Source organism: Chryseosolibacter histidinae, from assembly GCF_018598225.1.
In the GTDB taxonomy this organism is placed as follows: Bacteria; Bacteroidota; Bacteroidia; order Cytophagales; family Cyclobacteriaceae; genus Chryseosolibacter; species Chryseosolibacter histidini.
The window spans coordinates 36,544-58,469 of record NZ_JAHESF010000043.1; the positions used below are offsets into that span (position 1 = coordinate 36,544).

General features: G+C 51.9%; 12 protein-coding genes. 10 read left to right on the forward strand and 2 right to left on the reverse strand.

The annotated features are described in order from the left end of the window. Positions 1–31 precede the first annotated feature (31 nt). From KK083_RS27075 to KK083_RS27085, 3 genes are read left to right on the forward strand one after another with little or no spacing between them, the layout of a single operon-like run. Complete coding sequence (locus KK083_RS27075) at positions 32–247, forward strand: Sec-independent protein translocase subunit TatA/TatB (RefSeq protein WP_254169269.1); 216 nt, start codon at positions 32–34, stop codon at positions 245–247. 3 nt (positions 248–250) lie between these two features. Beyond that, positions 251–1,684 carry an Asp-tRNA(Asn)/Glu-tRNA(Gln) amidotransferase subunit GatA gene (gene gatA, locus KK083_RS27080; protein WP_254169281.1) on the forward strand — a complete coding sequence of 478 codons (1,434 nt, stop codon included), beginning with the start codon at positions 251–253 and terminating at the stop codon, positions 1,682–1,684. Then, positions 1,681–3,120, forward strand: coding sequence for a lytic transglycosylase domain-containing protein (locus tag KK083_RS27085; protein ID WP_254169270.1), 1,440 nt, complete (start codon positions 1,681–1,683; stop codon positions 3,118–3,120). The genes gatA and KK083_RS27085 overlap by 4 nt, the downstream gene beginning before the upstream one ends. A gap of 13 nt (positions 3,121–3,133) precedes the next feature. Here KK083_RS27085 and KK083_RS27090 read toward each other — a convergent pair whose 3' ends face one another. Beyond that, positions 3,134–4,795 carry a sensor histidine kinase gene (locus KK083_RS27090; protein WP_254169271.1) on the reverse strand — a complete coding sequence of 554 codons (1,662 nt, stop codon included), beginning with the start codon at positions 4,793–4,795 and terminating at the stop codon, positions 3,134–3,136. Positions 4,796–5,010: 215 nt separating this feature from the next. On the opposite strand from KK083_RS27090, the gene KK083_RS27095 reads away from it, so the two are divergent. The 6 genes from KK083_RS27095 to KK083_RS27120 all read left to right on the forward strand — a co-directional run bounded on the left by KK083_RS27095 (position 5,011) and on the right by KK083_RS27120 (position 17,247). After that, complete coding sequence (locus KK083_RS27095) at positions 5,011–7,290, forward strand: NADP-dependent malic enzyme (RefSeq protein WP_254169272.1); 2,280 nt, start codon at positions 5,011–5,013, stop codon at positions 7,288–7,290. A 15-nt stretch (positions 7,291–7,305) separates the two neighbouring features. Continuing rightward, complete coding sequence (ruvA, locus tag KK083_RS27100; protein WP_254169273.1) at positions 7,306–7,899, forward strand: Holliday junction branch migration protein RuvA; 594 nt, start codon at positions 7,306–7,308, stop codon at positions 7,897–7,899. Positions 7,900–8,063: 164 nt separating this feature from the next. Next, positions 8,064–15,314 (forward strand): T9SS outer membrane translocon Sov/SprA, encoded by a 7,251-nt coding sequence (gene sov / locus KK083_RS27105; RefSeq protein ID WP_254169274.1) that lies wholly within the window; start codon positions 8,064–8,066, stop codon positions 15,312–15,314. A gap of 114 nt (positions 15,315–15,428) precedes the next feature. After that, on the forward strand, positions 15,429–15,803 hold the full coding sequence (gene gcvH / locus KK083_RS27110) for a glycine cleavage system protein GcvH (RefSeq protein WP_254169275.1): 375 nt from the start codon (positions 15,429–15,431) through the stop codon (positions 15,801–15,803). 105 nt (positions 15,804–15,908) lie between these two features. Beyond that, on the forward strand, positions 15,909–16,796 hold the full coding sequence (gene lipA / locus KK083_RS27115) for a lipoyl synthase (protein WP_254169276.1): 888 nt from the start codon (positions 15,909–15,911) through the stop codon (positions 16,794–16,796). A 247-nt stretch (positions 16,797–17,043) separates the two neighbouring features. Beyond that, positions 17,044–17,247, forward strand: a complete 204-nt coding sequence (locus tag KK083_RS27120; protein ID WP_254169277.1) for a hypothetical protein — start codon at positions 17,044–17,046, stop codon at positions 17,245–17,247. 188 nt (positions 17,248–17,435) lie between these two features. Here KK083_RS27120 and KK083_RS27125 read toward each other — a convergent pair whose 3' ends face one another. Beyond that, positions 17,436–18,932 (reverse strand): M28 family peptidase, encoded by a 1,497-nt coding sequence (locus tag KK083_RS27125; protein ID WP_254169278.1) that lies wholly within the window; start codon positions 18,930–18,932, stop codon positions 17,436–17,438. 276 nt (positions 18,933–19,208) lie between these two features. Here KK083_RS27125 and gcvP point away from each other — a divergent pair. Beyond that, positions 19,209–21,926, forward strand: a 2,718-nt coding sequence (gene gcvP, locus KK083_RS27130) for an aminomethyl-transferring glycine dehydrogenase (RefSeq protein WP_254169279.1), incomplete at its 3' end; no start/stop codon positions are given.

The following is a 21,926-nucleotide window of genomic DNA, read 5'->3' on the forward strand; positions in this document are numbered from 1 at the left end:
AAAAAGCATTACTGAAATTAATTTTATTGATATGAAAGCGATACTGTTGTTTTTAGGCGGGGTCGGCATGCAGGAAATCCTTGTGATAGGCCTTTTCGTGCTTATCTTTTTTGGCGCGAAAAAAATTCCTGATTTCATGAAAGGCCTTGGAAAAGGTGTTCGTGAGTTCAAAGACGCTGTAAAAGACGTCAAGAAAGAAGTAGAGGACTCTACCAAAGAGGCTAACAAAATCGAAGAAGGAAGATAAGTGTTGAAACCCTACGCTTCATTTCGAGACATCCGGAACGATCTGCAGCGAGGCTCCCTCTCCTGTCAGGATTTAGTCAGGCACCATCTCTCCAACATTCGTCAGAAAGAACACCTCAATGCCTTTTTGAGTGTGTATGAGGCTGAAGCGTTGACCCGCGCAGCTGAAATAGACCAAAAACTTCAAAGTGGTAAGGCCGGCAAGCTCGCCGGTCTCGTGGTGGGCATCAAGGATGTGCTTGCCTATAAAGATCATCCCCTGCAGGGTGCCAGCAGGATCCTCGACGGATTCATCTCCCAATACAATGCTACCGCAGTGCAGCGGCTGCTGGACGAAGATGCTATCATCATCGGCAGGCAGAACTGCGACGAATTTGCCATGGGCTCTTCGAACGAGAACTCGGCCTTCGGACCGGTGAAAAACGACCTTGACAACACACGTGTTCCTGGAGGCTCGTCAGGAGGTTCGGCCGTGGCTGTCATGGCAGACCTTTGTCAGATCTCGCTTGGCTCCGACACGGGTGGCTCCGTAAGACAACCCGCCGCATTTTGTGGCGTTGTCGGACTGAAGCCCACCTACTCCAGGATCTCGCGTCATGGCCTCATCGCCTACGGATCATCCTTCGACTGCATCGGCATCTTCGGCAAGTGTGTGGAAGATATTGCCCTCGTGTTGGAAGTGATCGCCGGCGCCGATGCGTATGACAGTACCGTGTCGCAGAAACCTGTGCCGTTGTACAGCAGCGATCTCACCGCTGACAATAACAAATCTTATCGCATAGCTTACATACGTGAGCTTTCATCGGAAGGGCTTCAACCCGAGATCCGCGAAAATATTCTGGCAGCCATTAACCGGCTGAAGGCAGATGGATATACGGTTGAGGAAATCGATTTTCCGTTGATGGAGTACATCCTTCCTACCTACTACATTCTCGCTACCGCCGAAGCGAGCTCCAACCTCTCGCGGTTCGACGGTGTAAGGTATGGTTACAGGAGTGACAAGACCACCGATTTACATTCGATGTACAAAAAAACCAGATCAGAAGGTTTTGGAAAAGAAGTGCAACGAAGGATTTTATTAGGTACATTTGTATTGAGTGCTCGTTACTACGATGCCTACTACACGAAGGCGCAGAAAGTTCGCAGGATCATCCGCGAAAAGACGAAGGAGATTCTCACTAAATACGACTTTATCGTAATGCCCATTACACCCACTACGGCTTTTAAGCTGGGTGAGCATACCGATAATCCGCTGGAGATGTACTTGGCAGATCTTTTTTCCGTTCAGGCTAATGTGGTGGGTGTTCCCGCCATCTCGGTACCCTGCGGAAAAGACAGGAACGGGCTGCCCATCGGACTGCAAGTGATTGCGGATGACTTCGAAGAATCGAAACTTTTACATTTTTCAAACATTATCATGAAATCCGGCCAGGCATGAAAAAACATTTTTTAAACTTACTCTTCATCATTTTTTCAGCTCCCCTTACCTATGCACAGCTTGATTCTCTTGTAGTTGATTCACTCGAGGTTGCCGAGGCAGAAGAAGAGATCATGTACAAGGAAGACACGGCAGACTTCGTTTATTATTCACTGCCTGCAGACCTGGAATATATTCCCGGCGACGACAACCCCGCGCTGCTGCGCGACCGCCTGTACTGCATCCAGAAAAAAATCCCCCTGATCTACAACGATAAGGTGCACGCATTCATCAACTACTTCACGGTAAAAGACCGTGAGTATACCCGCATGATGATGCGCAGGAAAAACCTCTATTTCCCCCTGTTCGAAAAATACCTCGCCAAATACAACATGCCCGACGAGCTGAAATACCTCTCCATCATTGAATCGGGGCTGAACCCGAGGGCTATTTCAAGGGCAAGAGCGGTAGGCCTCTGGCAATTCATGTCGGCCACCGGCAGATACTATGGCCTGCACAACGACTGGTATATTGACGAGCGTATGGATCCTGAAAAATCCACCGACGCCGCCTGCCGTTACCTGAGAGACCTTTACAGCATGTTCCATGACTGGGAGCTGGCACTGGCCGCATACAACACCGGCCCGGGCAACGTAAAACGCGCCATCCGCAGGTCGGGCTACAAAAAAACGTTCTGGGAGATCTACGCCAACCTTCCGCGCGAGACCCGTTCTTATGTGCCCCAGTTCGTGGCCATCATCTACACCATGAACCATCTTGACGAGCACAACTTCATCCACGAAGGTGAAGAGATGCTGGTACATTCCGATACCCTGAAGGTGAACAAGTTCCTGAACTTCGAAACCCTGGCCAGCCTCACCGGCGCCTGCGTTGACGATCTGCAGAAGCTGAACCCTTCCATCCAGCGCAATGCCGTTCCTGAAACCGGAAAAAGTTTTGTGATCCACGTTCCACAGCAATCCAAAGGTATCCTTGACCTCAACCGTGTTGCCATTCTCGACTCGGCCTCCAAAGTGGGCAAAAAAGAGCTCGAGCTGCTGGCTAAAAATACCGCCGGAAGCACCTATGGCCGCGACCGTATTGTGTATAAGGTAAAAAGTGGAGACGTGCTGGGTTCAATCGCCATGCGCCACGGCGTAAAAGTAACGGACCTCAAAAAATGGAATAACCTGAAGAGCAATAACATCCGCAGTGGTCAGCGCCTCACCGTGTGGCTCAAACCGAGCCTTCGCAATACGGCGATCGCTTCCAGCAGTTCGGGCAGCAAAACGAATCTCTCCATGTCGGGTTCCAAAACGTACACCGTGCAGCCCGGAGATACCCTGTGGGACATCACCAAAAAATTCGACGGCCTCACCATCGAAAAGATCAAAAGCCTGAACAAGCTCAGCAACAACAAGATCCAGGTAGGACAGAAGCTGATCGTAGGGATCTGATCGCGTAAAAAGTTTATTGGCGTTTCAGGAACAGCGTGAAGGTTGTTCCCTCGTCGATCCTGCTGTCGATCTCAATTCTGCCGCCCAGGGCCATCACCTGGGTCTTGACAAGGTATAATCCAAGCCCCTTGCCCTCCACGTGAAAGTGGAAGCGCTTGTAGAGGTTGAAGATGCTGTCTTTATTTCGTTCAAGGTCAATACCCAGTCCGTTGTCACTGACCTCCAGCCTGAAAGTAAGGTCATCTTCGTGTTTCGACGCAACCCTGATCACAGGCACCCGGTGCGCATGCCGGTACTTGATGGCGTTGCTCAGCAGGTTATACAAAATGCTTTCAATGTATGGAGGAAGTGAAAAGAATGTCTCCACTTCAAAATCTGTCTGCACTACCGCCCCGGTATCTCTGATCTCATATTCCAGCATGGCGATGACCTTGGCCAGCGTGGCGTTGAGATCCACAGCCGCCGTGAACATGGTGGCGCCGGGCTTCTGGGCTTCCAGGATAAAACCCTGGTCTTTGATCACATGATCGAGCTCACCTGTTGACCGCACCATCATTTTAACGATCGAATTAGCCTCTGCCTGGCTCCGGGCATGATCGAGAATGGCTGACAGTCCGCTGAGCCTGGCCATGGGCGCCTTCAGGTTATGCGAAATAATGTAGGCGAATTGCTCGAGCCGGTTATTGTGCTCGATCAGCTCCAGGTTGGTTTTTTTCAGGTTTTGCGTTTGCCGGTCTACCTCTACCTTCAGCTCATCGTGCCTGATGCGGATCTGCTCGTTTTGTTGTTCGATGATCTTTTGCGCTTTCTCCAGCTGCTGATTGCGGATACTGAGCTCGTTGCGCTGCTGTTCTATCTCATGTTGCTGTGACACGAGCTGTTCGTTGTGGGCGGCGATCTCTTCGTGCTGCGAGATGATCTCTTCGTTCTGGGTAAGGATCTCGCGCGTACGCTCATGCACCATCTGCTCGAGCTTGGCATTCTGCCCGGCTACGATCCTGTAGTTCTCTTCGTTCAGCTTTCGCAGCTGTTCAGACAGGTTGAGGGCACGCGATGTATAGTAGGCCGTGTAGGCCATGGTGGGAATGGCGATCAGGAACAGGACGATCTGCATGAGGTAGCTGTTTCTCAGTGCCCTTGCGTACTCGGCTTGCGCTTTTTCGCTGATCCGTGTCTCGAATATATTCACACCGTCCGAAAAAGGTTTATAGGCGGCCCATGCGCGGTAGCCGGGGTCGGGCTCGAGCAGGTGGATAAAAGCGTCGAGGCGGCCGTTGACAAGTGCTTCCCGTTTCCGTGCCACAATGTCGTAATAGGCGTTAACGGAATCGCGCATCAGAAAAAATTGCCGCATCGGGAAACCGTGATGCGCAAGGCCTTCTTTCAGCTGACCGAATATCACTTCCTTTACCGCCACACAGCTGTCGGCAATAACCAGGTATTTTTTCTGCTTCACCAGCGCGTAACTCCGCAGCGACATGTCGAGCAGATGTAAGTTTCTGATGATTTCAACTGTATTCGACTTGATTTTTTCTGCCTCCTCGTGAAGGTGCTTGTTGTATTCTATCACCTGGCTATTGCGGTAAATGAGATAGATGTTGCCCACCAGCATAAGCCCGATCAGAAAAACGATACTGTAAATTGCATACCCCTTAAACCACTGCTGCGAACCCATAATTTATGATCGTTACAAGGAACTATACTACGGCTTATGCCTGGCCATTGTGCCCCGGGAAAGATGATTTAATTTCCCATGAGAGGATTTTGGGCTATTTTCATTAAATACGGGCGTATTCACGGCTGATGCCTGCATTGCCGCACCCTATACAATTTAAAAAAATGTTTCCTATCCACTTATTATCTTTGACACCTTAAAATCAATTTCCATACATGTCTATTAAAATTAGAAAGGAAGACGCCCTGAACTATCACATGCAGGGACAGCCAGGAAAGATCGAAGTTGTTCCCACCAAAGTACTCAGCTCTCAGATGGACCTGGCCCTGGCCTATTCTCCCGGCGTGGCGGAACCTTGCAAAGAGATAGCGATAAATAAAGAAGATGTGTACAAATACACGTCCAAAGGAAATCTGGTGGCCGTGATCTCCAATGGTACCGCCGTGCTCGGCCTGGGAGATATCGGGCCCGAGGCATCCAAACCCGTGATGGAAGGAAAAGCCGTTCTTTTTAAAAAATATGCCGGCATCGACAGCTTCGATATCGAGATCGATGAGAAAGACCCGGACGCCTTTATCAAGATCGTAAAAGCGCTGGAGCCCACGTTCGGCGGCGTGAACCTGGAAGACATCAAAGCACCCGAGTGTTTCAAGATCGAGACCGTGCTGCGGGAAAAAATGAACATCCCCATCATGCACGACGACCAGCATGGCACCGCCATCATCTCATGCTCTGCCCTGCTGAATGCGCTGGAGATCGTAGGCAAGAAGATCAGCGAGGTCAAGATCGTTGTGAACGGTGCCGGTGCCGCGGCCGTGAGCTGCACCAAGCTCTACATAGCGCTGGGGGCCAGGCCGGAAAATATCATCATGTGCGACAGTAAGGGCGTGCTGAATAAAAGCCGCACCAACCTGGACGACATCAAAAAACAATTTGTTACCGACACCAAAGCCAACACTTTACAGGAAGCCGTCAAAGGCGCCGACGTTTTCATCGGGCTTTCCATTGCAGACGCGCTCACCCCGCAAGACCTGCTGAACATGGCCAGTGATCCGATCGTATTTGCGCTGGCCAATCCTGATCCCGAGATCGCCTACGACCTGGCCCGCAAAACCCGGCAGGACGCGATCCTGGCCACAGGCCGCTCCGATCATCCTAACCAGGTGAACAACGTGCTCGGCTTCCCCTACATCTTCCGTGGTGCGCTCGATGTACGCGCCACCGAGATCAACGAAGCCATGAAGCTTGCCGCCGTACATGCGCTGGCTACCCTCGCCAAAGAACCCGTGCCCGACATGGTGGTGAAAGCTTACGGCGCAGACAAGATCAAGTTCGGCCGCGATTACCTGATCCCCAAACCGCTAGACCCTCGCCTGATCACCACCGTGGCGCCAGCAGTTGCCAAGGCAGCCATCGACTCGGGCCTGGCCAAGAATCCCATCACCGACTGGGCCGCCTATCACGACGAGCTGCAGAAACGCATCGGCATCGATCAGAAGCTGATGTCGCGCATCATCGACCGCGCCAAGAAAAATCCGAAGCGCGTTGTTTTTGCCGAAGCCACGCACCATAAGATCCTGAAAGCAGCGCAGGTGCTCAAAGACGAAGGCATTGCCAAGCCCATCTTGTTAGGTAACCGTGCAGAGATCCTGCAGCTCATCGAAGATCACAAGCTCGACCTGCACGACTGCCCCATCATTTACCCGCGTGAAGAGAACGAAACCGTACAACGGTATGCCGAGGTGCTTTACAAGAAACGTCAGCGCAAGGGCATCACTTACCAGGATTGCGTTCGCCTCATGCGCGAAAGAAACTACTACGGATCGATGATGGTGGAGCTCGGCGACGCAGATGCGCTGGTATCGGGGCTTACAAAAGATTATCCGAAGACCATCTCGCCTGCCCTGCAGGTGATCGGCGTGGCTGAGGGTGTGAACCGCGTGGCGGGCATGTACATCATCACCAACAAAAAAGGCACCTATTTCTTCTCAGACACTACCGTGAACGTTGACCCCAACGCTGAGGAGCTCGCCCAGATCATCGAGCTCACGGCCCGCGGTGTAAAATTCTTCGACATGGAGCCGCGCATCGCCGTGCTGTCGTATTCGAACTTCGGCTCGTCCAAGGGAGAAGTTCCGGAGAAGAGCAGGGCCGCCGTGCAGCTGGCCAAGAAGAAGAATCCAAATCTCATTGTGGAGGGCGATATCCAGGCAAACGTGGCGCTTGACACCGAGATCCAGAATGAGACCTATCCGTTCAGCGCGCTGGCAAAAGAGGGCGCCAATACCCTTATCTTCCCCAATCTTTCTTCAGGAAATATTGCCTACAAGCTGCTGATGGAGATCGGCGGTGCAGAGGCTATAGGTCCTATCCTGCTGGGCATGAAAAAGCCGGTTCACATCCTGCAGCTCGGAAGCTCGATCCGCGAGATCGTGAACATGGCCGCCATTGCTGTGGTGGATGCCCAGCTCCACGACCAGAATGATCACCTCTAACCTTCGCGCAGGATTATGATCGCTTTTCTGAAAGGAAGACTTGCCCATAAGGAGCCTACATTTGTGATCATCGAGGTGAACGGGGTGGGCTACCATGTTAACATTTCGCTTCAGACGTACTCAGATATCAAAGAGCAGGAGAATATCCTGCTCTTTACACACCTTGCCATCCGCGAAGACGCCCACGTGCTCTTCGGGTTCAGCCATGAGGCCGAAAAGAAACTGTTCCAGCAGCTCATTTCGGTCAACGGCATAGGCCCGGGTACAGCTATTGTTATGCTTTCGTATATGAACAGCAACGAGCTCAAGACTGCCATTGTACAGGAAAACGCGGCAGCCCTCCAGGCGATCAAGGGTATTGGAGGAAAAACGGCACAACGGGTGATCATCGATCTAAAAGATAAGCTCAAAAAAGAGACCTGGGAAGAAAGCCAGCCAACGGTTTCTGCAGGTCCGCACAATACCTTGCGCAGAGAAGCGTTATCTGCTTTACTCACACTTGGTCTGCCCAAAGCAGTGGCGGAGAAAAGTGTGGATACCGTCCTGAAAAAATCAGGAAATACCATTACCTTGGAAGATTTAGTCAAGCAAGCTCTAAAAAATGCATAGCTATTGATGTGTGGCGTTCTTGTGGTGCAGACCCGAAGATGAGAAGGTTTTGCCACGCATCAGATCTGTACATCCGTTGGTCTGCCGAAGCACCGGTCACCGAAGCCTTCGCGGAGTAACGGCCTAGAGCAGGCACATTTGTAAATTGATTAATTTATAATTGATTGGCCTTTACTACCCGGAAGAATTACCTCGCGACAACCCTAAGCCGTCTGCTTCTGGCATGGTTAGCATTCTTGCTTTTCCCTGAAGAGTCTTTTGCGCAGCAACGCGACACTACCCGGTATCAGCCCAGCAGAAGGCCGACGTTTCGCCCGTCAGACCGGTATGGCGATCCCTTCTCGAATACTACCACCGAATCTCCGCTCTTCCTGAAAGATCCCAACAAGCTCAAGCTCGATGTTGAGATCGATACAGGCCAGAACTATACCATTTATGAAAAGATCGGCGACCTCAACTACAGGCCCACCACCAGCATGTCGTTCGAGGAGTTCAAGCAATACCAGGACCGCCAGATCCTGAAAGAATACTGGCAGGGACGGTCGCGCGCCATGGATGGTGAGAGTGCCGTCAGTGGACGTGGATTCACCCCCAAGATCTTTGTGAGCCCGATCCTCGACCGCATTTTCGGGGGCAGTTATGTGGAGCTTGTACCCCGCGGCTTTGTGACCCTGGACTTCGGGGGATCGTTCCAGAAGATCAGCAACCCCGGCATGCCCATCCGCCAGCAACGCAACGGTGGATTTGAGTTTGACCAGCAAATCAACATGAGCGTGGTAGGCAAAGTGGGTGAGAAGCTTGCCGTCACCGCCAACTTCGACAACAACAACTCGTTCGATTTCCAGAACAACATGAAGGTGGAGTACACCGGTTTCAAGGAAGATATCCTGCAGAAGCTCGAGATCGGTAACGTAAGCCTTCCGCTGAACAACACCCTGATCCAGGGCGCGCAGAACCTTTTTGGTATCAAAGCCCAGCTGCAGTTCGGAAAACTGAACGTGACCACCATCGCTTCTACACAACGTGGTAAAGTTGAATCCATCGAGATCCCCGGCGGCAGCAGCGGGCAGGGAAGGCCGTTCGAGATCGTTGCTTCGGCCTACGACGAAAACCGCCACTTCTTTTTAAGCCATTTCTTCCGCGACAACTACCGCAAGTGGATCGCCAACCTGCCGCAGATCACTTCAGGCGTGAACGTTACCCGCGTGGAAGTGTACATCCTCAACCGGAACAACGATACCCAGACGTTGAGAAACGTTGTAGGTTTGATGGACCTCGGAGAAGCCAGGCGTATCTACAACTCCAACGTCAAATCCAGCGACCCCACCAAACCTGCCTTCAACAAAGCCAACACTTTGAATAGTGTATTTACCAGCGCAAGCCGGGTACCCGATAATGTCATTGCAAGTCTCACCGGTATGGGGCTTGCCAACGGCGTGGATTTTGAAAAAATAACAGGCGCCCGCAAGCTGAACCCTACAGAGTTTACCTTCCATCCGCAGCTCGGCTATATTTCGCTTACCCGCAAGCTGCAGAACGACGAAGCGCTGGCAGTGGCATATGAGTACACCTACCAGGGACAACCGTTCAAAGTAGGCGAGCTCTCAGAAGATTATACCACACTCGAAGATGAAGAGATCATCTTCCTGAAGCTGCTTCGTCCCCGCAAGATCGCCATCCGCGGCGGCACAGACGGAAAGGGTCAGATCATTCCCACGTGGGATCTGATGATGAAGAACATCTACAACCTGAATGTAAACCAGCTTGCCCGTGAAGGATTTCAGCTGCGTGTGATCTACAGGGACGACCGCACCGGTATTGACAATCCGCAGCTGCAGGAAGGGAGCACCACCCTGCGTGAACGGCAGCTCATCGAGATCTTCGGGCTCGACAAGCTGAACCCGGTGAACGATCCGCAGCGCGATGGCAACTTCGACTTTGTAGAGAACATCACCATCAACACGCAGACCGGGCTGATCATATTCCCTTATCTTGAACCTTTCCGGGAAGCCTTGCGCGAAGCTTTCAAAGGACAGAGCAACGAAGACTTCCTCATTCAGAAATATTCATACGACACCCTCTATCGCACCACCAAAGCCGACGCCGAGCTGTTTGCCACCAAGAACAAATTCTTCCTCATGGGGCAATACAACGCCGGGTCGTCGCGGGAGATCCTGATTCCGGGATTCGGCGTTTCTCAGAACTCGGTGAAGCTTTATGCGGGAGGCATGCCCTTACAAGAAGGCACCGACTACACGGTTGACTATACGTTCGGCAAGGTCACCATTCTCAACGAGAGCGTGCTGAGCTCCGGAAAAAACATCAGCATCCAGTATGAGCAATCCGATCCGTTTGCCTTCCAGACGCGAAGCCTGCTGGGCACACGCTTCGATTACAAGCTCAACGACGATGTGAACTTCGGGTCTACTTTCCTGTATTACAACGAGCGCCCGCTGATCAGCCGCAACCAGATCGGAACAGAGCCCGCCCGTAACATGCAGTACGGCTTCGACTTCAACGTTCGTAAAGACAGTCGCCTGCTCACCAAGCTGGTCGATGCCATTCCTATCCTACAAACCAAAGAGCAGTCGTCCATCAACTTCACGGGAGAGTTCGCGCAGCTGCTGCCCGGAACATCGAACATCATAGACGGAGAAGGCACGGGCTACATCGATGATTTCGAAAATACCGCCACGCCGTATTCACTGATGACCCCACTCAGCTGGAAACTGGCTGCCACACCTTACCTCGATACGCGGTTCAATCCTTACGGCGACATCAAAGACGTGCAGCTGAACGACAGGCGCGCCAAGCTGGCATGGTACCAGATCGATAACCAGTTCTATCGGCAGAATGGCCAGTTCAAAGCTGACAACATCAACGAAAAAGATTTGCAAAACCACTACGTTCGCGCGGTGGGACCACAGGAGATCTTTCCCTACTACCAGCGCCCGCAGCAGTTAGGCTTTCAGGCGATATTTGACCTGGCCTACTATCCTTCAGAGCGCGGACCGTACAATTACAACACACAGCTGTCAACATTCCAATCGCAACCCACGCAGAACTGGGCCGGTATCACCACCGCCATCCGCACAGAGGTTGACTTCGATAAGGCCAATATCGAGTACGTTGAATTCTGGCTGCTCGATCCGTTCATCCAGGGCGACAACGGAAAAGTGATTGTAAAGGGACGCGAGGGTGAAAGGAACACTACCGGTGGAAAGCTCATCTTCCAGCTGGGTAATATTTCAGAAGATGTTGCCCGCGACACCAAACACGGTTTCGAGAACGGATTGCCGGCTACAGGAGAGCTTGAAACGGGAGCCACAAGGACCAATTGGGGTTATGTGACCAACCAGCAATACCTCACCAACGCGTTCGACGTTTCCGCCACGTCACGTGCCAACCAGGACGTGGGCCTCGATGGACTCCCGTCCAGCAAAGAAGCATCTTTCTTCACCGGATTCCTTCAGTCTGTCAGCAGCTCCGCGCTTCCGGAAGAAACAAAACAGGCCATCCTGAACGACCCCTCCGGAGATGATTTCAAATATTTCCTCGGAAGCGAACACGACCGGAACAACGCACAGTTGCTGGAGCGTTACAAAAACTATAACGGTCTCGAGAACAACTCGCCGGTAAATAATGGCAACCAGGATATCGCACGGTCAGCCACCCAGACGCCAGACAACGAAGACATCAATGCCGACAATACCCTGAGCGAGCTGGAAGAATATTATGAATACGATGTTGACCTGCTCCCGGGCCGGCAGGACGTTGGCGGAGAGTATATCGTAGACAAGATCGTTACGGCAAACAACTCGGCGAAAGAACCGGTGACATGGTATCTCTACCGCATTCCGGTGCGCGAGTTTGAAAGAAAGTTCGGTGGCATCACCGGGTTCAAATCTCTGCGGTATGCGCGTATGATCCTCACCGGGTTCTCACAACCTGTAGTGCTGCGTTTTGCAAACCTGCGGATGATCGGTAGCCGCTGGAGGAGATACCAGTCTGACCTGCGCGGGGGCGGATACGATGGCGATAAGGAACCTGAGTACAACGACTTCACCGTCTCCGTTGTGAACCTCGAAGAGAACGGAGCCTATGAAGAGGGCAGCCCTACATCGCCCTACAGGATCCCGCCCGGCGTGCGCAGAGACAGGGATAACACTTCGTCGATATCACGGCAGCTCAACGAACAGGCCGTACAGGTTTGTGTAGACGATCTGAAAGACGACGACGCGCGTGCCATCTTCAAAAATGTTTCTGTCGATCTCTTCAACTACGGCAGGGTGAAGATGTTCTTCCACGCCAACAGCGTTGCGCCCGACGATGAACTGCAAGGTTTTCTCAGGCTGGGTACCGATTTCGAAGACAACTATTATGAGGTGGCGATCCCGCTGAAGATCACGGATCCCAACATTGTGGATCCTACCGCACGCGATGTGTGGCCCGAGGCGAACGAGATCGATATAGACCTCAATGCACTGTATGCGTTGAAAGCCGAACGTGATCGTTCAGGCCTTGCCATCAACGAATCTTATCCGCGGGAGGGTGCCAAACTGGTGGGCAAGCACCTCATCCGTATCGTAGGAAGGCCGGACCTCAGCAGCGTGCAGCTGATGATGATCGGTGTGCGGAATACAAAGTCTGACGACCAGCGTCCATACTCTGTCTGCTTCTGGGCCAACGAGCTGCGCACCACTGATTTCAATCGCACCGCCGGCTGGGCCGCGAGCACAACCATGAGCGCCAAACTTGCCGACTTCGCCACGGTTACCGGAGCGCTGCGCCATACCACCTTCGGATTCGGAAGCGTGAGCTCCAAGATTGGTGAACGGACCCGCGAAGAGACCACGGCTTACGATGTGTCGGCCAACGTAAACGTAGACAAGCTGCTTCCCGGCAACACCGGCATCAAGCTGCCCATGTTCGTGAGTTATGAAAACACAACCATCAACCCGAACTATGACCCGGCCAACCCCGATATGAAGGTGGAGGCTGCGCTGCAATCGTTCGGCCCCGATGAGTCGGAAGAACGCGCCAACTTCAAAAAGCTGATCCAGGACAGAACCACCCGGCGAAGTCTGAACTTTGTGAACGTGCGGAAGGTGAAAGTGAAGCCTGACGCCAAGACACACATCTACGATATTGAAAACCTGTCGTTCAGCTACTCCTACAGTGAGATGCTGCAAACCAATTATTTCACCAAAGAGAACCTGCTGCGGCAATACCGTGGGTCTGTTGCTTATAACTTCGCGCCGAAAGCCACCGGCATCGAGCCCTTCAAGAACTCCAAGGCGCTGCGCTCGCCGTACCTCAAGTTCATCAAGGATTTCAACTTCAGCCTGATGCCTTCCAACATCTCGGTGCGCGGCGATCTTGACCGTTCATTCAGCAAGAAAGTTTACCGCAACGACGGAAGCTCCGGCGAGCAGCCCAATTACCTGAAGTACTTCACGTTCAACAGGCAGTACAGTGTACGGTGGAATATTTCGCGTGGCCTCTCCTTCGAATACAACGCGCGCGCCAATGCCATTATCGACGAACCACAGGGTGACCTTGATACGAAGGAAAAGAAAGACAGCGTGATCAACAATTTCAAGAACCTGGGCCGTATGAAAAACTTCGATCAGACGGCCACGGTCAATTACACTGTGCCGCTCGATAAGTTCCCGATCACGGATTGGCTGGGCGCAGAGTACCGCTACCAGGCCGGATACAACTGGAAAGCGGGCCCGGTGAACATCCCTGACTCCATTGCCATTAAGAAGAACATACAGGATCTTCCTGATAACCTCGATTTCAAGAACACCATCCAGAACAGCCGCGACAACAACCTGACGGGAAAGATCGACCTGGTGAAGCTCTACAACAAGGTCAGGTTCCTGAAAGAGATCAACACGCCGCCGCGGCCACAAGCTGCTGCGAGACCACAACCCGGCAAACCAGCCCCGGCACGACAGGAGCCACCCAAGGCCGACACGGTGAAAACAACACCGGCGCTTGTAAAAGGCATCTTCAGGCTGATCATGTCGCTTCGTTCCATCAACGGAACCTACTCATTGACCGAGGGCACCATACTGCCGGGCTATGCGCAAACACCCAAATTCCTGGGCATGGATGAGCACTGGAAAGCACCGGGCTGGGGTTTCCTGCTGGGCAGCCAGGACCCGGAGATCCGCAAAGATGCCGCCAGGAACGGATGGCTTACCAGCTCACAGGAGCTGACAACACCTTTCAGTCAGGTAAGGAATGAGACCATCACCCTGCGCGCCAACGTAGAACCTTCTACCGATTTCAAGATCCAGCTCGATGTGAAAAAGGAATCGACCACGTCTTATTCGGAGATCTTCCGGTACGACTCGGCCATGTTTGCAAATGATCCCAATCCCCAGACCAACGGTTATTACTCATTGGGTCAGAGCCGCAATGGAAGTTACAAGATCTCATTCCTCTCCATCGCAACGGCGTTCGATAACACCAACAACGATACACATTCGAACGTATTCGCGCAGTTCGAAAGAAATCTCACAGGAGTTCAGGAACGTTTCCGTAAAGTGATGGGCACAGGCGCACCGGAATATGATACCACATCGCAGGACGTGCTGATCCCCGCGTTTATCGCAGCCTACAGTGGCAAGGATCTGAACAGCGTAAGCCTTTCACCGTTTCCCAGGAGCCCGATGCCCAACTGGCGTGTAGACTATACGGGGTTAAGCAAGCTTGAAGCCTTCAAAAACATTTTTCAGTCCGTTACTGTTTCACACGGCTACCAGTCATCTTATTCGGTGATGGGTTATACCAACTCGCTTGACTCTACCCATACCCACAACCTGGAGATCAACAGGCCTGTTGAAGATTACAACGAAACTTACTACGGTACTTATGACCCGGGCCTGCAAAGATACAATCCGGTTTACGTGATCAGCCAGGTGCTCATCTCCGAACAATTTGCGCCGCTGATCGGCGTGCAGGTGCGTACCAAGAACAGGCTCACGGCCAGCGCCCAGTACAAGACCAAACGCGATGTGGCCCTCAACATTTCCAACACGCAGATCACCGAGCTCAACAGCAAGGATGTTACCATCGAGCTCGGGTATACCAAGAACAACCTCAGGCTGCCGTTCCGCGCCCAGGGCCGTACCATCGTGCTTAAAAACGACGTGACGTTCCGCATGAATGTTACGGTGAGCGACAGCAAAACCATCCAGCGTAAAATTTCCGACCTCAACACCGTGACCAACGGCAACGTCAACTTCCAGCTGCGTCCCAACATCAGCTACGTGGTAAACCAGAAGCTTACGCTGCAGGGATATTTTGAGCGCACCGTCAACAAGCCGCAGATCACCAACTCGTATCCGAGGGCTACCACACGTTTTGGTATCCAGGTGCGGTTCAGCCTGGCGCAATCTTAACCTATCTGACCACAGCCCTTTGAGGGTTAAAAACCGCTCAAAGGGTTGATCGAAGACCCGACAGGTATCAGGAATTTCCTTATTTTTGGACCTTCATAAAAAAACTCATTAACCATGAATATCCCCGACGGACTCAAGTACACCAAAGACCATGAATGGATCAAAATTGATGGCAACACCGCCATTGTAGGCATCACTGATTTTGCACAGGGCGAGCTGGGCGATATCGTTTACATCGATATTACCACTGTAGGCCAGGAAGTAAATGAGCATGAGGTGTTTGGAACCGTGGAGGCCGTAAAGACCGTGTCTGACCTGTTCATGCCGGTGTCGGGAAAAGTGCTGGAGGTGAACCCGTTGCTGGATGCCAGCCCGGAAAAGGTAAATGAAGATCCCTATGGCGAAGGATGGATGATCAAAATGGAGCTCAAAGGCTCTGTTGCCGGTCTTCTTTCAGCCGCCCAGTACAAGGAACTTATTGGAAAGTAAATCGCTTTATTAGATGTGAGTCCCGATAGCGATCGGGATGAGACACACAGATTTTTCCCAGTCTGGTGTCTCCCTTCTCATGTCTGAAATCTAACCAATCGACCGATGATCGAGCTGCCCGTAATCTCGCAGGAAGAGACCCGTAAGCGCAAACCCGACTGGCTTCGTGTGAAGCTTCCCGTGGGACCCGATTACGCCAGGGTACGCAAGCTTGTGGACAATTATAAGCTTCACACCATTTGCGAGAGTGGCAATTGCCCCAACATGGGCGAATGCTGGGGAGCCGGTACCGCTACTTTTATGATCCTGGGCAACGTCTGCACCCGCAGCTGCACGTTCTGCGCCGTAGCCACAGGCCGCCCTACCGAATACGATACAGAAGAACCCAAACGCGTTGCTGAAGCCATCAAACGTATGGAAGTGAAGCACGCGGTGATCACGTCTGTGAACCGTGACGAGCTGAAAGACCGCGGCGCCGAGATCTGGTACCAGACGGTTGTTGAAACCAAGAAGATCAGCCCTGAAACAACCATCGAAACATTGATCCCCGATACCAAGGGAAACTGGGAAGCACTCTATCGCATGATTGAAGGTGGCCAGGAAGTGGTTTCGCACAACATGGAAACAGTAAGCAGACTGTACCGGAATGTGCGCCCGCAAGCCAAGTACGAGCGAAGCCTCGAGCAGATCAAACGCATTCGCGAAGCGGGCAAAAGAACAAAGTCGGGTATTATGCTCGGCCTGGGCGAAACGAAAGAAGAAGTTTTTAAAGCCATGGATGATCTCGTTCAGCATGGCCTGCTCATCCTCACGCTCGGCCAGTACCTGCAGCCTACCAAACTTCACCACGAGGTGATCGAATTCATTCATCCCGATACATTTGAACTCTATCGTGAAGAAGGCCTGAAACGCGGCTTGAAATACGTGGAGTCAGGACCGCTCGTTCGCTCTTCGTATCACGCCGAGCGCCACGTGAACGTTCCGCTTGATTGATTTTTCCCGGCGCTTCAAAGCCCGCTTGACAGTTGCCATTGTGTAATGTGCTTCTCACATTGCTGGCAACCTGCTGCCGGTATTAAAAAATATTATTCGCTTATCCCATCCGTTGCAAAGGATTGCAATCTCTGTAATGCCGCTGATGTTTCCCCGGCACAATAATTTTTTCTACAGTGCAATCAAAAATATTAACCGTTGCCTGAGACCAGGCAGCTAAAACTATGTTAAACTAAACTGTGAAAAAATGAAAAAGCTCATATTCATTCTACTGGCTGCAGCTGCGATCAGTTGCGGCGACAGAAATAGCCGGTCAAGCGAACGAGAGAACGATGCTGACAACACCGAAACCGTTGAACCCGATACCACCGGAATGGAATCCGAAGCACCCGGTGTAGAAAGTGACACCACAAGAAGACAACAACAAAGTGATACACTGAACAATAAGTAAGCGATCGCTTCAATAAAAAAGCGGGTTGTTTTAACCCGCTTTTTTATTCTAATTTACTTCGTTCAGAAACCAATCGTTGAGTTCAGAATCAATCGTTGAGCCTCCCCTACCCCTTCTGACTCCTAACTTCTGGCTCCTGACTTCTGGCTTCTGGCTCCTGACTTCTATTCTTACTCCTGGCTTCTTTTCTATTTAGCATCCGGCATAATCCGCTGCTCCCGATTAGCAATTTCCCAGGCAGTATAGAACACGCACTGTGCCCGTTTGGCCATCAGGTCGAATTCGATCTTGCTCACTTCGTCGCTGGGCTTGTGATAATCTTCGTGGATGCCGTCGAAGTAGAAGATGATGGGAATATTCTTCTTCGCGAAATTCCAGTGATCAGAACGATAGTACAGCCTGTCAGGGTGGTTCTGATCGTTGTAGGTGTAATCAAAGATCAGGTTGGTGTATGTTTTATTGGTGGCTTCGCTCAGCTTGTGAAGCTCGGTTGAAAGTTTGTCGGAGCCGATCACATAAACATAAGGCGCGCTGTCTTTGTGCTGTGCATCGCGTCTGCCTACCATGTCGATGTTGAGGTCCACTACGGTTTTATCCAGCGGGAACACCGGATGTTCAGAATAATATTCAGATCCCAGCAGTCCTTTTTCTTCACCGGTAACGGTCATGAACAGCATACTTCTGCGTGGTCCCTTTCCGTCTTTTTTGGCTTGCGCGAAAATTTTGGCAAGCTCCATCACGGTTACAGTACCTGAGCCGTCGTCATCGGCGCCATTGTTGATGAGGTCGCCCTCGCCACTTTTCCTTTTGCCGATGTGGTCGTAGTGTGCTGTTACAATGATCAGCTCGTCTTTCTTGTCAATGCCTTCCAGGTAGCCCAGCACGTTGTCAGACTTCACGGTTTTTATTTCCATAGAAGTTTTATACACCAGGTTTCCGGGTTTCATTTTTTTCAAAGCGCCTTTTTTGGATTCTTCGGTGGCAGCCTTTGATAATTTTTCCATCGATGTGTTCATCAGCTTGGCAGCCACGTCGGGCGATACAAAGAACACGCCTCCGCTGCCGGGCTGCGGTTTGTTCAACGACAGGGCGCCGCCGGATAAATATCCTTTGAACTGCCCCAGCAGTTGTTTGAACGCTTCTGCATCGGTATTGTACAGCACGGTCATCTTGGCGCCTTTCTCGCGGGCGCGTGTGATCGGGCCTCTGAAGTTCTCTTCGGAATTCATCTGGATCATGACCGCCTTTCCGTCAACGCTCACCTGCTCAAAATCCTCCGGGCGGCCCTGGCCTGCAAAAACAAGCGGAAACGTAACCTCTCCACCTGAATCGGCTGTGCCATAGTAGATCACATCCTCAAAATTTTTGAACTGGGTTGAACCAATTTTCACGTACGATTCTGCCGGAACACTGGTATAGAGGGGTACCGGCTGATAATAGCTGCCGTTCAAGGGACCGGCAAGACCGAGTTCTTCGAAATGAGCGCTGATAAATGCCGCTGCCATCTTCTGGCCACGGGTTCCGGTCTCACGCCCTTCCATGGCATCTGACGCCAGAATTGACAAATATTCTTTCAGATCGGAGGGTACGATCTTGTTGCCGTATTGCTGGGCAACGGGGTCCTGGGCAAACAGGCCGTAACAGCACAAAATGCTCCAGGCAAATACACCAAGTTTTAATTTCATGGGATTGCTCGTTTAAGGTTAATGCTCAAAACTAAACCGACTTTTGGGGATTTTTATCAATTCGAGCAGTTAAGTCCGGATTTTTTCAACGATCGGTAAAAACTGTTAAACGTTCTGCACTTTTCTCCTGTTAATTGTGTGTTAACTCAATTACCTTTGCGGCCAAGTTTTGCCCGGTTATGAGGATTATAGCCTGAAATATGTTCGCCAGGCCATAATCAGGCTGAATTTCCGCAAACCACACGTTTCACCAGATACTGAAATTCCCTACAATCGATGAAAATAGATTCCCAGTACGCAGAAAAATTCGAATCCAGGCACATTGGACCCGACAGCCACCAGGTTGAAGAAATGTTAAAGGTGATCAAGGCAAAGTCGATCGATGAGCTTATCAGCCAAACCATACCCGCCGGCATCCGGCTGAAAAAACCGCTTGATCTTCCATCGGCTAAGTCTGAATTCGAATTTTTAAACGAGTTCAAAAAGCTGGCGTCCCGCAACAAAGTCTTTAAATCATACATAGGTACTGGGTATTACAATACCATTACACCCGGCGTTGTTCTCCGGAACATTTTGGAAAATCCCGGGTGGTATACCGCTTATACCCCTTACCAGGCAGAAATTGCCCAGGGACGTCTCGAAGCGCTGATCAACTACCAGACCATGGTGATCGACCTCACAGGCATGCAGATCGCCAACGCTTCACTGCTGGACGAAGGCACCGCTGCGGCCGAAGCCATGCATCTTTTGTACGCATCGCGCAAAGCTTCGAAAAAGAACGCCCACAAGTTCTTCGTCGATCAGCATACTTTTCCGCAGACCATCGATGTTTTGAAAACCCGTTCTGCACCCATCGGTGTGGAGCTTGTGGTCGGCGACATCAGCAAAGCCGATATCACAGACCCTGACCTGTTCGCCATCTTCCTTCAGAATCCGGATAACAACGGTGCCGTGAAAGATCACACCTCGTTGATCAGCTCGGCCCACGAGAAAGATGTTTTTGTGGTAATGGCCGCAGACCTCATGAGCCTGTTGCTGATCAAATCGCCCGGAGAGATGGGTGCCGATGTTGTGGTTGGCTCTTCGCAACGCTTCGGTGTGCCAATGGGATTCGGCGGACCGCACGCAGCGTTCTTCGCCACCAAAGACGACTTCAAACGCCAGATGCCCGGCAGGATCATCGGTGCTTCGGTAGATGCTTCCGGCAACCCTGGTTACCGCATGGCGCTTCAAACCCGTGAGCAGCACATCCGCAGGGAAAAAGCAACTTCCAACATCTGTACCGCGCAGGTGCTGCTGTCAGTGATGGCCGGAATGTATGCCGTGTATCATGGCCCCGAAGGATTGAAAAAGATCGCCGGACGCATTCACGCCCTTGCAAAGTCACTGGAGACCGGTGTGAAAGCGCTGGGCCTCAAACAGGTGAACGAACACTTCTTCGATACCCTCAAAGTTGCTGTAACTGATAAAAAAGCTGTTGAGCGCGAAGCCACCAAACGTGAGATCAACTTCCGTTACTTCGCCGATAACCACATCGGTATTTCGCTCGATGAGACCACCGCGGCGCAGGATATCAATGTTATTCTTGAAGTGCTGGGTGCTGCAGAAAATAAAAAGGTAACCGCCACATCACCCAACGGTCAGGAGCTCGGCTGGCCTGCATCATTGATCAGGAAGTCGGCGGTTCTCACACATCCCGTATTCAATACCCATCATTCTGAGCACGAGATGCTCCGCTACATCAAAAGGCTGGAGAACAAAGATCTTTCCATGGTCCACTCCATGATCTCTTTGGGATCGTGTACCATGAAGCTGAATGCCACTGCGGAGATGATCCCTGTAACGTGGCCGGAGTTCGGAAACGTTCACCCCTTCGCGCCTGCAGACCAGGTGAAGGGTTACAGCGAGCTCACCACCAACCTTGAAAACTGGCTGAAAGAGATCACAGGCTTCACCGGTGTTTCCCTGCAGCCCAACAGTGGTGCCCAGGGAGAATACGCAGGCCTGATGGTGATCCGCGCTTATCACCAGAGCCGCGGCGACAACCACAGGAATATTTCACTGATCCCGGCATCGGCACACGGCACCAACCCTGCCAGCGCCGTGATGGCGGGTATGGATGTAGTTGTAGTGAAGTCGGATGAAGAAGGAAAGATCGACGTTGCCGACCTCAAAGCAAAAGCGGAGCAGTATAAAGACAAGCTTTCGTGCCTGATGGTAACTTATCCGTCAACACACGGTGTGTTCGAAGAGTCGATCACGGAGATTTGCGAGATCATCCACAAAAACGGCGGGCTTGTATACATGGATGGCGCAAACATGAACGCCCAGGTAGGCCTTACCTCGCCGGCCAATATCGGTGCCGATGTATGCCACCTGAACCTGCACAAGACATTCTGTATCCCGCACGGTGGTGGTGGCCCCGGCATGGGACCGATCTGTGTCAACGACAAGCTCAAGAATTTCCTTCCCGGCCACGCCGTAGTAGCCACCGGAGGAAAAGACGCCATCCACGCTGTGTCAGCCGCACCGTGGGGCAGCGCCAGCATCCTCACCATCTCCTACGCATACATTGCCATGATGGGTGGTGATGGCCTGACCAACGCAACGAAATACGCGATCCTGAACGCCAACTACATCAAGGCAAGACTCGAAGGCCACTACAAGATCCTGTATACAGGAACCAATGGCCGTTGCGCGCACGAAATGATCGTAGACTGCCGCGATTTCAAAAAAGCCGGCGTTGAAGTTGAAGATATCGCCAAACGCCTGATGGACTATGGCTTCCACGCTCCTACCGTTTCTTTCCCCGTAGCCGGAACGTTGATGATCGAGCCTACCGAAAGCGAGCCGAAGGAAGAGCTCGACCGCTTCATCGAGGCGCTGATCGAGATCAGGAACGAGATCAAAGAAATAGAAGAAGGGAAAGCCGACCGCGAGAACAATGTTCTCAAGAATGCGCCCCATACGGCAGCGGTGGTAACATCGGATAGC

Coding starts and splice junctions, on each gene's coding strand:
- KK083_RS27075 (WP_254169269.1), top strand. CDS start 32: ATGAAAGCGATACTGTTGTTTTTAGGCGGGGTCGGCATGCAGGAAATC.
- KK083_RS27095 (WP_254169272.1), top strand. CDS start 5,011: ATGTCTATTAAAATTAGAAAGGAAGACGCCCTGAACTATCACATGCAG.
- ruvA (WP_254169273.1), top strand. CDS start 7,306: ATGATCGCTTTTCTGAAAGGAAGACTTGCCCATAAGGAGCCTACATTT.
- KK083_RS27125 (WP_254169278.1), bottom strand. CDS start 18,932: ATGAAATTAAAACTTGGTGTATTTGCCTGGAGCATTTTGTGCTGTTAC.
- lipA (WP_254169276.1), top strand. CDS start 15,909: ATGATCGAGCTGCCCGTAATCTCGCAGGAAGAGACCCGTAAGCGCAAA.
- KK083_RS27090 (WP_254169271.1), bottom strand. CDS start 4,795: ATGGGTTCGCAGCAGTGGTTTAAGGGGTATGCAATTTACAGTATCGTT.
- gcvH (WP_254169275.1), top strand. CDS start 15,429: ATGAATATCCCCGACGGACTCAAGTACACCAAAGACCATGAATGGATC.
- KK083_RS27120 (WP_254169277.1), top strand. CDS start 17,044: ATGAAAAAGCTCATATTCATTCTACTGGCTGCAGCTGCGATCAGTTGC.
- KK083_RS27085 (WP_254169270.1), top strand. CDS start 1,681: ATGAAAAAACATTTTTTAAACTTACTCTTCATCATTTTTTCAGCTCCC.